12 protein-coding genes are annotated in these 14,173 nt (G+C 65.1%); 4 read left to right on the top strand and 8 right to left on the bottom strand.

Annotated elements, in window-relative coordinates:
* The 6 genes from narH to L6Q96_06765 form a co-directional block, all read right to left on the bottom strand.
* Positions 1–1,551 carry a nitrate reductase subunit beta gene (narH, locus tag L6Q96_06790; protein MCK6554280.1) on the bottom strand — a complete coding sequence of 517 codons (1,551 nt, stop codon included), beginning with the start codon at positions 1,549–1,551 and terminating at the stop codon, positions 1–3.
* 24 nt (positions 1,552–1,575) lie between these two features.
* The gene (locus L6Q96_06785) at positions 1,576–5,187 is read right to left on the bottom strand and encodes a nitrate reductase subunit alpha (GenBank protein ID MCK6554279.1); all 3,612 of its coding nucleotides are present in this window, start codon (positions 5,185–5,187) and stop codon (positions 1,576–1,578) included.
* 50 nt (positions 5,188–5,237) lie between these two features.
* A complete protein-coding gene (locus L6Q96_06780; protein ID MCK6554278.1) occupies positions 5,238–6,170 on the bottom strand; it encodes a cytochrome c in 933 nt (310 codons plus the stop codon).
* Between the two features lie 346 nt (positions 6,171–6,516).
* Positions 6,517–7,701: an acyl-CoA dehydrogenase family protein gene (locus L6Q96_06775; protein ID MCK6554277.1), complete on the bottom strand. Its 1,185-nt coding sequence runs from the start codon at positions 7,699–7,701 to the stop codon at positions 6,517–6,519.
* Between the two features lie 75 nt (positions 7,702–7,776).
* The gene (locus L6Q96_06770; protein MCK6554276.1) at positions 7,777–8,544 is read right to left on the bottom strand and encodes a 3-hydroxyacyl-CoA dehydrogenase; all 768 of its coding nucleotides are present in this window, start codon (positions 8,542–8,544) and stop codon (positions 7,777–7,779) included.
* A 153-nt stretch (positions 8,545–8,697) separates the two neighbouring features.
* Positions 8,698–9,702, bottom strand: a complete 1,005-nt coding sequence (locus L6Q96_06765) for a prenyltransferase (GenBank protein MCK6554275.1) — start codon at positions 9,700–9,702, stop codon at positions 8,698–8,700.
* Positions 9,703–9,831: 129 nt separating this feature from the next.
* Here L6Q96_06765 and L6Q96_06760 point away from each other — a divergent pair, with 129 nt between their 5' ends.
* Positions 9,832–10,719, top strand: coding sequence for a M48 family metallopeptidase (locus L6Q96_06760; GenBank protein ID MCK6554274.1), 888 nt, complete (start codon positions 9,832–9,834; stop codon positions 10,717–10,719).
* Between the two features lie 223 nt (positions 10,720–10,942).
* Here L6Q96_06760 and L6Q96_06755 read toward each other — a convergent pair whose 3' ends face one another.
* Both L6Q96_06755 and L6Q96_06750 read right to left on the bottom strand, forming a co-directional pair.
* On the bottom strand, positions 10,943–11,638 hold the full coding sequence (locus L6Q96_06755) for a CDP-diacylglycerol O-phosphatidyltransferase (protein MCK6554273.1): 696 nt from the start codon (positions 11,636–11,638) through the stop codon (positions 10,943–10,945).
* Positions 11,639–11,758: 120 nt separating this feature from the next.
* Positions 11,759–11,962, bottom strand: coding sequence for a cold-shock protein (locus L6Q96_06750; GenBank protein MCK6554272.1), 204 nt, complete (start codon positions 11,960–11,962; stop codon positions 11,759–11,761).
* A 300-nt stretch (positions 11,963–12,262) separates the two neighbouring features.
* Here L6Q96_06750 and lptC point away from each other — a divergent pair, with 300 nt between their 5' ends.
* The 3 genes from lptC to lptB are packed head-to-tail and all read left to right on the top strand — an operon-like array spanning position 12,263 to position 14,173.
* Positions 12,263–12,865 carry an LPS export ABC transporter periplasmic protein LptC gene (gene lptC, locus L6Q96_06745; GenBank protein ID MCK6554271.1) on the top strand — a complete coding sequence of 201 codons (603 nt, stop codon included), beginning with the start codon at positions 12,263–12,265 and terminating at the stop codon, positions 12,863–12,865.
* A complete protein-coding gene (gene lptA / locus L6Q96_06740) occupies positions 12,855–13,430 on the top strand; it encodes a lipopolysaccharide transport periplasmic protein LptA (protein ID MCK6554270.1) in 576 nt (191 codons plus the stop codon). The genes lptC and lptA overlap by 11 nt, the downstream gene beginning before the upstream one ends.
* Complete coding sequence (lptB, locus tag L6Q96_06735; GenBank protein MCK6554269.1) at positions 13,427–14,173, top strand: LPS export ABC transporter ATP-binding protein; 747 nt, start codon at positions 13,427–13,429, stop codon at positions 14,171–14,173. Before lptA ends, lptB begins: the two co-directional genes overlap by 4 nt.

The following is a 14,173-nucleotide window of genomic DNA, read 5'->3' as shown; positions in this document are numbered from 1 at the left end:
TCAGAGTCCCCGCCGGGGCGCCTCGCGGAAGCCGAAGCCCACTTCGCCCTTCCGGTCGCCGGTGAACTGAAGCATTTCGATCGCCTGTTCGCGGTGCGCCGGGGGAATGACGAACCGATCGTCGAACTTGGCCAGCGACGTGAGGTAGTAGATGTCCTCGGCCGCCGCGTCGGTGAGGCCGGTTTCGCGCAATGCCGCATCGACCTTGTCGCGCGACAGGTCGCCGACCGTCTTCCAGCGCCGATAGATGCGCACGGCCATGAGCTTCTTCAGCCGCAAGGCGACGGCATCGGTATCCCCGGCGGAGAAGAGGCTCGCAAGGTATTCGAGGGGAAAGCGGGCCTGATCGACGGAGGCGAAGAACTCGGTCGTGCTCGAGTCGTACAGCCAGTTGTCGTCCCAGCGCTTCGCGATCGGATTGAGCTTGTCCTTTTGTGCCGGGTCCGAGGCGCCGAGCGAGGCCATGACCGGAAGCAAGGGCGGCACGTAGAACAGCATCGGCAGCGTACGGAACTCGGGGTGCAGCGGGAGAGCCATCCCCCAGGTCTTGATGAACTTGTAGGTGGGCGAGTCCTGCGCTGCCTTGATCGTCGAGTCGGCGACGCCGTTCTTCTTGGCGGCGTCGATGATCTTCGGGTCGAACGGGTCGAGCAGGATATCGAGATGGTTGCTTACGATGTCCTTGTCGGGTGCCGAGGCCGTGGCCTCGATGCGGTCGGCGTCGTAGAGGATGACGCCGATATAGCGGATACGGCCGACGCAGGAGTGCATGCACGCCGGAGCGTAGCCGGCCTCTATGCGCGGGAAGCAGAGGATGCACTTCTCGGACTTGCCCGTGTGCCAGTTGTAGTACGACTTCTTGTAAGGGCACGCGGTCACGCACATGCGCCAGGCGCGGCAGACCTTCTGATTGATCAGCACCACGCCGTCCTCGCCGCGCTTGTAGATCGCGCCCGACGGGCAGGAGGCGACGCAGGCGGGGTTCAGGCAGTGATTGCACACGCGTGGAAGGTAGAAGAACGCCATGCGCTCGAGCTGGAACATCGCCTCGCGTTCCGCGGGGGAGAGCTTCTCGAGGTTGGGGTCCTTGCGTGCGTAGTCCGGGGTGCCGCTGAGGTCGTCGTCCCAGTTCGGGCCCATCTGCACGTCCATGGGCTCGCCGGTGATCATCGAGATCGGTCGTGCCGTCGGTTGATCGTCTGCGGGGGGCGCTTCGATGAGGTTGAGGTAGTCGTACGTGAAGGGCTCGTAGTAGTCCTCGACGCTGGGCAGATAGGGGTTGTGGAAGATGTTGAGCAGCCCCTTCTTCTTGCCGGCGCCCTTCAACTCGATCCGACCGCCGGCATTACGCTCCCAGCCGCCCTTATAGATGTTCTGATCTTCCCACTTGCTGGGGTAGCCGGTTCCCGGCTTCGTCTCGACGTTGTTCCACCACTGGTACTCCGCGCCCCGGCGGTCGGTCCAGATGTTCTTGCAGGCGATGGAGCACGTGTGGCAGCCGATGCACTTGTCGAGGTGGAAAACGATCGATACCTGAGATCTGATGTCCATAACCGGTTCCTTCCTCGATTATTCCTAGAAGACCACCTTGGTCATCTTCTTGATGAACACGTGGGTGTCGCGTTGCGGGGCGATCGGGCCCCAGTAGTTGAAGTGGTAGCTGAACTGCCCGTAGCCGCCGCTCAGGTAGTTGGGCTTCAGGTGAATGCGGGTGAAGCTGTTGTGCCCGCCGCCGCGCCGGCCGCGAATCTGCGACTTGGGGATGCCGACGGTACGTTCGGGTACGTGGTACACGATGCACACGCCGCGCGGGATGCGCGAGCTCACCGAGGCGCGAGTGCAGTAGACGCCGTGGTCGTTATAGACTTCGACCCAGTCGTTGTCCTGGATGCCGAGAGTCTTGGCGTCGGCCTCGCTGAGCCAGCACGGTTCGCAGCCGCGCGACAGCGTGAGCATGCGGTGGTTGTCCATGTATGTGGAATGGATGTGCCACTTGCCGTGCGGGGTAAGGCAGTTGAGCGCGAGTGCCTGACCGCTCTTGACGGTTTCGCGCAGGTCGCCGTAAGCCTCGGGGCGGGGCGACGGTTTGTAGGTCGGCAGGTTCTCCCCGTAGGCGATGTAGAGGTCGTGGTCGAGGTAGAAGTGCTGGCGGCCGGTGAGGGTGCGCCAGGGCACGAGGCGGTCGTGGTTGTAGGTGTACGGAGCATAGGCCCGACCGTTGTTCATCAGGCCCGACCAGACCGGCGAGGTGTTGTAGCGCCGCGGCTGCGCCTGCAGGTCCTCGTAGAAGAGCCGGACGTCGGCGTTGCCGGCGCCGAGGTCGACGAGCTGTAGGCCCGTCTTCTTTTCCATATTGCGGTAGGCCTGCAGGTTCAGGGCGCCGTTGGTCAGCGTGGAGAGGTGAAGCAGGACGTTAGCGGCCTGGCGATCCTCGCGCAGCGAGGGGTACTCCTTCCCGTCGACGATCACGGTGGGAAAGTGCTTGGAGGCGACGAGATGGTCGTATTCCGCCTCGCATGCGTAATTGACGCCGTGGGCGCCGAGCCCCGAGGCCCGCAACCGGTCGCCGAGCGCGATGTACTTGTCGTAAAGCCTGGTGTAGTCGCGCTCGATGACCGTCAGCTTGTGCATCGTCTTGCCGGGGACCGGCTCGCACTCCCCGCGATACCAGTCCTTGATGGTGGGCTGGGTGATTTCGTCGGGGGTGTCGTGGGAGAGGGGCAGGGCGACCACGTCCTTTACCGGCTTGGCGAAGTGCTCGCGGGCGCAGTCGCTGGTTGCCTTGGCGAGGGCCTTGAAAATGTCCCAGTCGGCCTTGGACTCCCACACCGGGGCCACTGCCTGCGACAGCGGGTGGATGAACGAGTGCAGGTCGGTGCTGTTGAGGTCGGCCTTCTCGTACCAGGAGGCGGCCGGCAGGACGATATCGGAGTACAGCGCCGACGAGTCCATGCGGAAGTTCAAGTCGACGACCAGGTCCATCTTCCCGAGCGGGGCCACGTCATGCCACTTGACCTCCGCGGGGTGCTCGTCCGAGTCCTTGCCGATCGCGTTGCTGTGCGTCCCGAGGTAGTGCTTGAGGGCGTACTCGTGGCCCTTCATGCTCCCCATGATCGCGTTGCCGCGCCAGATGTACCACACACGCGGGTGATTCTCGGGAGCGTCCGGGTCGGAGGCGGAGTAGTGTAGCTCCTTGTTCTTGAGTTTCTTGACGACGTAGGCGGTAATTTCCTCGTCGGTTCTGGCGCCGTTCTTTTCGGCCTCTTCGGCCAGGGACAGGGAGTTCTGGTTGAACTGTGGGTAGAACGGCATCCAGCCCATGCGGACGGACTGATAGATGGTGTCGGCCGTGTGTTGCGCCGTCCACTTGTTCTTGGGCACGGCGTTGTACCGGGAGAAGTGGCCGTCGTAGCGGAACTGGCAGGTGTTGATGTAGTGCCAGAGCGGCGCCTGTTGCAGTCGGGCTGCACCCTGCCAGTCCTTGGCGAAGGCGATTGCCGACCACGACTCGACGGGCGCGAGTTTCTCCTGACCGACGTAGTGGTTGAGGCCGCCGCCGTTCTTGCCCACGCAGCCGGTGAGCATGAGCGCCATCGCACCGGAGCGATACATCAGGTTGGCATGGTACCAGTGGTTGATGCCGGCCCCGATGATGATCATGCACTTGCCTTCGGTGGCGGCTGCCGTGTTCGCCCATTCGCGGGCGAACTGCAGAACGGTCTTACTGTTGACGCCGGTGATGATCTCCTGCCAGGCGGGGGTGTAGGCGGCGCTGGCATCCGTGTAGTCCTTCGGGTACTCGCCCTTCAGGCCGCGACCGACGCCGTACTGGGCCATGATGAGGTCGTAGACCGTGGTGACCGGCACCTTGCCCGCGGCCGTTTCGATGTACCGTACCGGTACGTGGCGCACCGCTTTCGTGTCGAGTCCGAACTCGGTGAACTGGGTCGGCAGGGTATCGTCGGAGGCGCCGAGGAAGGTGAGGCGAGGGTCGTAGGGCTTGCCGTCGACGGTGTTCTCGAACAGCATGTTCCAGTTGCCGGGCTTGCCCCAGCGATGCCCCATCGCGCCCTTGGGGACGACGAGTTCGTTGGTCTTTTCGTCGACGTTGACGAACATCCAGTCGCCGTTTTCGAGATCGGCCCAGACTTTGATCTCGTTGGCGCGCAGCAGTCGGCCGGGGAGGTAGTGGTCGCCGTCTTTGTCGAGCTTTACGAGGTAAGGACTGTCCGTGTAGCGCTTGACGTACTGGATGAAATACGGGGTCGACTTCTCGTGGTGGAATTCCTTGAGGATGACGTGCGACACGGCCATCCAGAACGCGCCGTCGCTGCCGGCGTGCAGGGGCACCCACTGATCGGCATACTTGCACACCTGGCTGAAGTCGGGGGAGAAGACCACCGCTTTGGTGCCGTTGTGCCGTGATTCCGCGAAGAAGTGGCAGTCCGGCGTGCGCGTCATGTTCAGACACGCACCCATGTCGGCAATCATCTTGGCGTTGTACCAGTCTGCGCTTTCGCAGACGTCGGTCTGTTCGCCCCAGATTTCCGGGAACGCGGTGGGGAGATCGCAGTACCAGTCGTAGAAGCTCAGATTGACGCCGCCGAAGAGCTGGAGGAAGCGGGCGCCGGCGGCGTAGCTCAGCATCGACATCGCGGGAATCGGCGAGAAGCCGATGACCCGGTCGGGGCCGTGGCGCTTGGCGGTGTAGATGTTGGCCGCCGCCATGAGCTCGAGGACGGTGTCCCAGCTAGCGCGCCGGAAGCCGCCCTTGCCGCGGGCGGTCTGGTAAGCGCTGCGCTTGGCCTCGTTCTTCTGCAGGTTTTCCCATGCCTGCAAGGTGTTTCCAGCGGCGGCCTGCTTCTCTTTTTCCCACGCGTCGAGCAGCGCGCCGCGGATCAGCGGATACTTGATGCGCAGCGGGCTGTACAGGTACCACGAATACGAGATGCCGCGCTGGCAGCCGCGCGGTTCGTACGGCGGCAGGGAGTCCTCGAGCAGCGGATAGTCGAGCTGCTGGGTTTCCCACACCACGATGCCGTCCTTGACGTGGATCTGCCACGAGCAGCCGCCCGTACAGTTCACGCCATGGGTGCTGCGCACGATTCGATCGTGCTGGAAGCGGTTGCGATAAAACTCTTCCCACTGCCGCGTCTCGGGTGAAACGATGTCCTGAATCCAACTCATCTCTCGTTCTCCATGTCCTGACGATGCGAATTCTCGGAAGCGGCGAAAGCTCACTCGCTACGGACCTGGCGAGCGAACACGTCGTGGTTGACCGGATACGACTTGCGACGGCGCCAGATGGCTCCGTAAAGCACCATTAGAACGCTGAAACCGCCGAGGCCGCTGAACGCGAGTTTCACGGCGTTCTCGCGCGGCTGGCCAAACCCCGCCGTCGTACGTCCACCGGCTTCCTGAAGGTACGCGGTGAGCGCGTTGATTTCGGTGCGGGTAAGCGCGTGAGTGGCGTAGGCCTGTTGCATCACCGGGAACGGGGGCGCCTGCAGAATGCCCTGGAGACCGGCGGCACCCATACGGGAGAAGGCATCGGTGAGTTCCTTGGCAAGCACGCCGCCGCCGAAGACTGTGTCGCCGCTGACATGGTGACAGGACAGACACGGCGCTCCGCCGTTGGCGAAACGTTGCGTCCCCTGGAACAACGCCTGGCCTTTGGTCACTTCTTCGGGGGTCGCTTCTATCCTCACCTCGGCCGCGGCAACGGCGGGTGCCGCGGCGCCGCCCCCGCCAGCCATCAGGTCGATAATCTCCTCGATCTGCGCCCGGGAGTACGGGGCGTTCGGCATGACGGTCTTGTTGTACTTCTCGAACAACGCCTTGGCGTCGGGGTCGCCGGCAGCGATCATCGCCTGGGAGTTCGTGATGAACGTGACAAGCCACTCGCGGGAGCGTCGTTCGGTGGCGCCCTTGAGGTCGGGCCCGACGCGTTGCCCCCCGCCGATCGTGTGGCAGGCACCGCAGAATGCGTTGAAGTTGTCCTGTGCCGGCGACCCGGCCGCCGGCAGGGCCGGTAACGCGCCGCTCACCACCGCGCCGAGGATCACCAGCGCCCGCCCGAGCAGCGATAACATTGCGCCAAAGGGCCCCGCCGTGAGCGTGGGCGTGGCGCGTTCCATCACACCGCGACATCTAATCGTGTCTCTACTCATCACCGACTCTCCTCAACTCGCGCGCAGGCACGCGAGGGAATTTGCGCAAGCAGACGACCCCAAACGCCGGGCGACGAGGGCGGCCCATAGTGACGGCCGGTTGGGCATAGCGCCAAAAATTCGAACTAACTCGACTCCCTCGAGCTACCGCGTCTGATCTCAAGCGCGCCGTATATACGAAGCAGGCAAAGGGCGGGTCAAGGGAGGGGGGGGGAGGCGCGCTTCGCGGGATCGAGGTTGCTCGCGGAGGATCGTAGGACGCTGGCCCGGGTTGCGCAAGATGGGTCCTTGCAGCAGGGACGAGCTACCGCGGCGGCTCTACAACCGTCGCCACGAACGGGAACCGTCATTCGGAGTAGAGGCCCAGTTCGCGGCAGATGATCTGCTGCTGGATCTCGCTGGTGCCCTCCCAGATGGTTCCCACTCTGGCGTCCCGGAAGTAGCGCTCGACCGGTAACTCCTCGATGTAGCCGTAGCCGCCGTGAATCTGGACGGCGTCGCCGGTAATCGCGACCGCGGCCTCGGTGGCGAAGAGCTTGGCCTCGCTGACCGCCCGCGTGCAGCGCTCGCCGGCTTCGTACAGCTCGCAGGCCCGCTGCACGAGTGCGCGTGCAGCGTCGAGATTCATCGCCATGCGCGCGACCTTGAAGCCAGTCGCCTGATGCTGGCCGATCGGCCGGTCGAAGGCGACTCGTTGCTTTACATACGGCACACAGGCTTCGAAGGCCGCCTGGCCGATGCCGATGCTCAGCGCCGCAATGTAGAGGCGGTTGAAGTCGAGCAGTTCCATCATGCCCCGAAAACCCTGAGCCTGGCCGGCGCCGGCACCGCTTGCGGCTCCGACGCCCGGCGCGTTGGCGACGAGAACATCCTCGAAATGCAGTTCGCCGGTCTCGCTGGAGCGCATGCCGAGCTTGGCAAGGGGCCGTCCGATCGTGAAGCCGGGGGTGCCGCGCAGCACGACATGGAGACCCATGCCGCGGGCACGTTCCGCGCGCGGCCTGTCGGCGACTTCGGACCGTACTGCGGCGACCAGGTACACGTCGGCGGTGGGCCCGTTCGAGATGAAGGTCTTGGTGCCGTTGAGAAGGAGCCCGCGGTCGCTCTTCGTCACCGTGCAGCGGATGGCCGCCAGGTCGGACCCGGCCCCCGGCTCGGTGAATGCCATGGCCGGCAGGGTCAGGCCTTGCACCAGTGGCGGCAGGGCGGGGGCGGCGGCGGGACCGCGCATTCTGACCAGTGCGGCGGGCGACAGGACCGATCCCATCACCCCGATGGCAAACCCGCCACACACCCGCGCGATCTCTTCGGCTACGATGCACAGCATCAGGCCAGTGCCGCCGACGCCGCCCAACTCCGGCGGCACGCCGATCGACAGCAACCCCAGAGCCGCCATGCCGGGAAGAATGCGGTCGCGAGGAAAGGTGCCGGTGCGCTCGGCGTCGGCGACCAGCGGCGCCAGTTCGTTGTTGGCGAACTCCCGTACCGTGGTCTGGAGCAGACGCTCTTCTTCCGACAGCCGATAGGACATGGGCGGCGGGTTGGGCCGTAGATCTGTCAGGTGGAAGGCGCTGCCTTTCCTGACTGCGCAGGCCCGGCTTATTGCCTACTTCGGCCCCATGCGCAGAGCGCCGTCGAGGCGGATCGTTTCGCCGTTAAGCATCGGGTTCTCGACGATGCTGCAGGCGAGGAGCGCGAACTCGCTCGGACGACCGAGGCGCGAGGGGAACGGGATCGCCGCCCCGAGCGCCATGCGTTGAGGTTCGGGGAGCATGGCCAGCATCGGCGTGTCGAACGTGCCGGGGGCGATCGTGCAGCAGCGGATGCCGTCGCGGGACAGGTCGCGGGCGATCGGCAGTGTCATGCCCACCACACCGCCCTTCGAGGCCGAGTAGGCGGCTTGACCGATTTGCCCGTCGAAGGCGGCGATCGACGCCGTGTTGATCAGCACGCCGCGCTCGCCGTCGGCGTTGGGGGTGTTCCCCAACATCTGCGTGGCGGCGAGGCGGATGACGTTGAAGGTGCCGATCAGGTTGATCTTGATCACCATCTCGAACATGTCGAGCGGCATCGGCCCCTGCTTTCCCGTCGTCTTCATTGCCGCCCCGACACCGGCGCAGTTGACGGCGACGTGCACGGCGCCGAACGCGGCGGCGGTCCTGGCGACGGCTTCCTTCACCTGCTCCTCACTGGTGACGTCGGCCGGGGTGAAGATCGCGTTGGAGCCCAGCTCCCGGACCAATGCTTCGCCGTTGGAGTTGGGGCGGTCCATGATCGCGGCCTTGCCGCCACGCGCGACGATCTCTCGCACCGTGGCTTCGCCGAGCCCGGATGCACCGCCCGTTACCAGGGCTACGGCTCCATCGATTTTCATGCGGTCCTCCTCGATCGATTAGTGCGTGCGCGACGGCGGTGCGGCCGTGCGCGGCTTTGCGTTAGCAACAAACCGCGGCAGGGAAAAGGTGCCCCGCCGACGAAATCGACGAAGCAGCCTCAGGGCGCGCGAAAACGCCGTCCCGGCGTCCCGCTAGAGGAGTCCGAGTTGGCGTCCGATGACGTCGAGTGCCAGCCCGAGGAGAAACAGGCCACCGAAGCGCCGGGTGTGCTGGAAGGCGAAGGCGGAGTACCAGAGCGGCCAGATGTTCGGCGGGTACTCGGGCGGCGGAGCCGCGGGCCGCGGGTGCCGGTAGACGCGCACGGCGCGCCAGTACCAGGGGAGGGCGCCGAGGACGGCAAGCAACAGGAAGGACAGAGCGCCGCTGATCACCAGGGCAATGGTCAGGAGGTATTCGAGTGTAAACATGACGATGGTTGCGCGGCGGGCGCGGGCGTCGCCGAGGAGTACCGGCATGGTCCGAATGCCCTTGGCCGCATCGGCATCGAGTTTGTCGATGTGCTTGCCGAACAGGACGGTGGTTGCCGCGAGCGCCACCGGCAGGCTGGCGAGCATGACGCTCCACGACATCGTGCCGGTAACGACGTAGTACCCGCCGCCGACCATCAGGGGGCCCCAGACGACGATCACGGCCACCTCGCCGAGGCCGATATACTTGAGCGGCCAGGTGTAGAAGAGGACGAAAAAGGCGCCCACGGCGAGCAGGGTGAGGGTCGCTTCCCCGCGCAGAGCCACCAGCGCCCATCCGGCGGCTAGCGCGATGAGGCCGGTCACCACGGCGTACAGGAGGGCCTGACTTCTGGTCATCAGGCCGTGCTCGAGCGGCTGCGGTCCATACTGGGAGCGGAAGTAGTTGTCCCGGTCGACGCCCTTGATGTGGTCGGTGATGTCATTGAGCAGGTTGTTCGTGGCGTGGGCAAACAGCAGGCCGAGCGTGACGAGAAGCCAGAGGCCGAGGTGGAACATCCCGTTACGGGCAGCCAGCAGGCCGGCGATGGCGGCCGAAATCAACGTCATGACCAGAACCGCAGAACGGGTCGCGATCAGCCAGCGCGAAATTACGTCAAGCCCCTGCCATTCCTCTTTGCTGACACGCGGAATGACGTTCACCGCCTTCATCCACATCGACACGTTCATCGCATTCCCCCTGGCGACGGCCTCGCCGGTCCGGTTTCTTCGTCGGGTCCCGAGAGTAGCCGATTCCCCCTGCCGGGCAAGAGCGCGATCGTGCAGCCCGCGGACGGTTGGACTATAGTGATTGGCATCATGAGTCGTACTATGGACGGTGCACGACGTCCTGCCGGCGGCAAGCAGCGTGCGGGTTCAACCGCCGCGATGGCCGCCGTCGCCGTCGTGTTGGTCGGGTTCGCCGGTTGCGCGACGGTGCCGTACACGGATCGCACGCAGCTGATAATGGTGTCGGCGGCAGAAGAGATGGCTCTCGGTGCCGACGCCTACAAGCAGGTGCTTTCGAAGGCAGAGATCGTGCGCGACCCGGTGCTGACCGCGCCGGTGGTCGAGGTCGGCAATCGCATCGCGGCCGTGGCCGACAAGCCCGAGTACCAGTGGGAGTTCAACGTCATCGACGATCCGAAGCAGGTCAATGCGTTCGCCCTGCCCGGCGGAAAGGTTGCCGTTTACACGGGTTTGTTCCCGGTGGCCCAGGACACCGGAGCACTGGCGGCCGTGATGGCGCACGAAGTGGCCCACGCTCTGGCGCGGCACGGCGCCGAACGGATGAGCCAGACCCAACTCGTGCAGCTTGGCGCCGTCGCCCTGGCGATCGGTCTGGGCGGCCAGTCGGCTGCCGTGCAGAACACGGCCATGCAGGCTTTCGGTCTGGGAGCGCAGGTCGGCGTCCTGCTGCCCTTCAGTCGTTCGCAGGAGAGCGAGGCGGATCACATCGGGCTCATCCTGATGGCCAAGGCGGGCTACGAACCCGAGTATGCGCTGGCACTATGGCAGCGCATGGAGGCCCGCAGCGAGGGCGGGCAACCTCTAGAGTTCCTGTCTACCCACCCCGGTTACGGCACTCGCCAGGACCAGATCCGCGCCTGGCTGCCCGAGGCCAGACGGTACTATCAGCCGAACGCCGCCGCGCGGATCGTGCCCCTGCCGCCGATTCCCAACGCAGCGGCCGCGTCCGACCGGTAATGGGTGTACCTCGGCGCGGGCTGCCGCGCGCAACCCAATGGCCGCAACTCCCCGTTCGCCCCGAGTAGGACCCGTTTGTTCAGGGTCCGTATCGAGGGGTCGCACCAGACGTGCCTCGATACGCGCCTCAAAAGATGGCGCTACTCGGCACGAACGGTGGGTACTGCTCGTCGATCATCTGGGAAGTTCTTCGCGCCGTGCGCAGAAACGCGAAAATCGAGAATCAGCGTCGCTGCGAGCGGATGTGCAGGTGTACCGACATGACGAGGTAATACAGCGGGAAGAAGAACGATAACCACGCCAGCCAGAGGGGCGGTCTCGGAAAGCCGGTCAGGAGCAAGACGAAGGTCAGCGCCCACACGGCCCCCAGCACGTATGTCGCGCGGCGCGCGGTCGGAGTGCGGCTGGGGTAGAAGTACTTGAGAGGTACGAAGACGAGAACCGAGAGCAACACCAGCGTTGCGGTGTTGAACCACACCGGCGTGCGCAGAACGTAGAAATAGAAGACCACCACGTTCCAGTACGAGGGGAATCCCTTGAAGAAGTGATCGTCGGTCTTGGCGTCAATCTGGCAAAAGCCGTAGCCACTGGCCAGAAGGGGGATGCCCGCGACGGCCAGCCCGGCCGCGCCGGCCGGCAACATCCCGGCGTGGATGGCCAGCAACAACGGTATGAAGACGTAGTTGAGATAGTCGACGATGTCGTCGAGGCGGGCGCCGTCGAACGCCGGCAATACTTCCTTGACCCGAAAGCGGCGTGCCAGGGTGCCGTCGGTGCAATCCACACAGAGCGCAACCGCCATCCAGGCGAAGGCCAGCGCGTACTCCCCCTGCGTGGTGGCACTCCACGCCAGCAGCGCCAGCACGGCTCCGCAGGCGGTGTAGAGGTGAACTCCCCACGCGGCTGCAAGGGAGGACATTACACGGTGCGCGAACGACCGCCGCCGGGCGATACGGCCCGACGCAATTCCACGCGCGGAGTGGCGCTCATGGTCTGCACCCGGGCGGCGAGTTCCGCGTCCACCGCCCGGTGGTGTGGCCTAGACCACTTTGTTGACGTTCGAGGCCTGGAGACCCTTGGGCCCCTGGGTGATTTCGAACTCCACCCGCTGGCCCTCGTCGAGAGAGCGGAAGCCCTTCCCGTTGATCGCCGAGTAATGCACGAACACGTCTTGTCCGTCATCCTTGGTGATGAAACCGTAACCCTTTTGCCCGTTGAACCACTTGACGGTGCCCTGGACCATGCTGCTGTCCCCCTTTACCCAAAGGAGAAATCGTTATGTTCCCAGGAAAGGCCGAACGGGCAGGCCGTCGAGTGTCGGTGTCGGGCAGACCCCACATCTGCTACGGCGGTACCTTGACGCCCGGTACCTTTCGTCGAAACGGCGCGCGACATACCACGGCCTCACGCGCCTGTGCAACAGGAATTCTTCGTCTTTTCACATCGAGGACGATCGCCTTTACAGCCGAAAAACCGGGTGGTACGTAACGAGGTCCGCCGTCGCTGCGGCGTATCTTCTGGGCTAATGGGTTTGCGGAAACGCTTGCGATGGGCGGTCCTCGCACTGGTGCTCCTGTTGCTCGGTGGGGTGACTGCGCTGGTGGCGCGTACCATCCTGCTGCGGCCCGAGGTGCTCCTGAAGCACGGGATCGAGGCCCTGCCGGGGGTGACGCAACACATCAGGGACTTCCGCCGCGTCAAGGTCCAGAACGGACGGACAGTCTGGGAAGTTGCTGCCAGAGAAGGGTCGTTTTTCGAAGGCGACAGTACCGTGGTGGTCAAGGACGCCGTCGTCGAATGGCATCTCGAGGACGGACGAACGGTGGGGTTGCGGGGACAGGAGGGCCGGATCGTTCTCGACGGGCGCGACGTGATAGCCGTCGAACTACGGGGCGACATCCGTGTGCAACTTGCCGATTACGAAGTCCGCGCCGACGAAGCGCGGTACGACCATGCCCGCGAGCGCATTGACGCGCCGGGGCGGATCACGGTGCGCGGTTCGGCGCTCGAGCTCGAAGGGGAGGGCATGGAGGTCGACGTGGCGGCGCAGCGCCTGACGATCCTGCGGCAGGTGTCGATGCGTCTCAATCCGGCCACCGAACCCCGCGGCGCGTCTCCTGATCCGGGCGGCGACGATGCGGCATGAGTCGGGAGCGCGGCGGCGGTGGGCGCTGGCCGCCCTGCTGGTGGTGGCCGCGGCCGTGGGCGCCGGGCGGATTACCGCCGCGCAGCCGGAGCCGTCGGCGCGGCCCACCCCGCGCGATCCGCTCCTGGACGCGCTGGCCTTCTCGTCGGGCCGCGAGCCGATCGCGGTCACCTCGGATGCGCTCGACTTCGATTACAAGACCCGCGTTCTCACTTACCGCGGCGCCGTGGTGGCGACCCAGGGCGATTTGCGACTGCAAAGCGACACGCTGACCGTGGCCCTGGCGCTCGACGGCGCCGAGAAGGTCAAGGAGGTCATCGCCGCGGGCAATGTTCGCATGTCCAAGGGCGAGCGCTGGGCCACGGCCGGCAGGGCGGTGTTCGACCAGACCGCGCGCACGGTTGTCCTGAGCGACAACGCAGTGCTGCACGACGGACAGAACGAGGTGAGTGGCGACCGCGTGGTGGTTTATCTCGACGAGGAGCGCAGCGTCATCGAAGGCGGGAGCGGCCGCGTACGAGCGGTCCTCTACCCGCCCGCCGAGGGCGCCACGCCGACGCCATGACGGCCGGGCAATCTGGCGCGGCAGGGGTGCTTGCCGCCGACAAGTTGTGCAAGCGCCTCGGTGGCCGCGAGATCCTGCGCTCGGTGTCGTTGCAGGTGAGTGCCGGCGAGGTCGTCGGGTTGCTCGGGCCCAACGGCGCCGGCAAGACGACGACTTTCTACGCGATGGTCGGCTTGATCCGGCCCGACTCGGGGACCGTACACCTCAACGGCGCCGACGTTACCGACGATCCCATGTACGTGCGCGCCCGCAAGGGGATCAGCTACCTGCCCCAGGAACCCTCGGTGTTTCGCAAGCTCACCGTCGAGCAGAATATCCTCGCCATCCTGGAGACCCTGCCGCTGACCCGCGAGGAACGCGCCGAGCGGCTGCAGGGGCTGCTGAACGAACTTGGCATCGCCCACCTGGCACGCAGCCGCGCCTATGCGCTTTCCGGCGGCGAGCGCCGCCGTTTGGAGATCACCCGCGCACTGGTCATGTCGCCCAGCTTTATGTTGCTCGACGAACCGTTTGCCGGTATCGATCCGCTTGCGATACTGGACATTCAGAGCATAGTGGCGCAGTTGAAAGATCGAGGAATCGGGATCCTGGTCACCGACCACAACGTGCGCGAGACCTTGGGGATTTGCAGCCGAGCCTATATACTGAGTGACGGCGTCGTCCTCGAGGAAGGGTCGCCGCAGGAAATCGCGTCGAGCCCACGGGCCCGGCAGTTATATCTGGGAGAAGGCTTCACGCTGTAA

The sequence above is a fragment of the Candidatus Binatia bacterium genome (assembly GCA_023150935.1).
Classification (GTDB): domain Bacteria; phylum Desulfobacterota; class Binatia; order HRBIN30; family HRBIN30; genus JAKLJW01.
The sequence above is the reverse complement of the archived record's forward strand: the minus strand, read 5'-3'. Positions and strand labels throughout refer to the sequence as shown.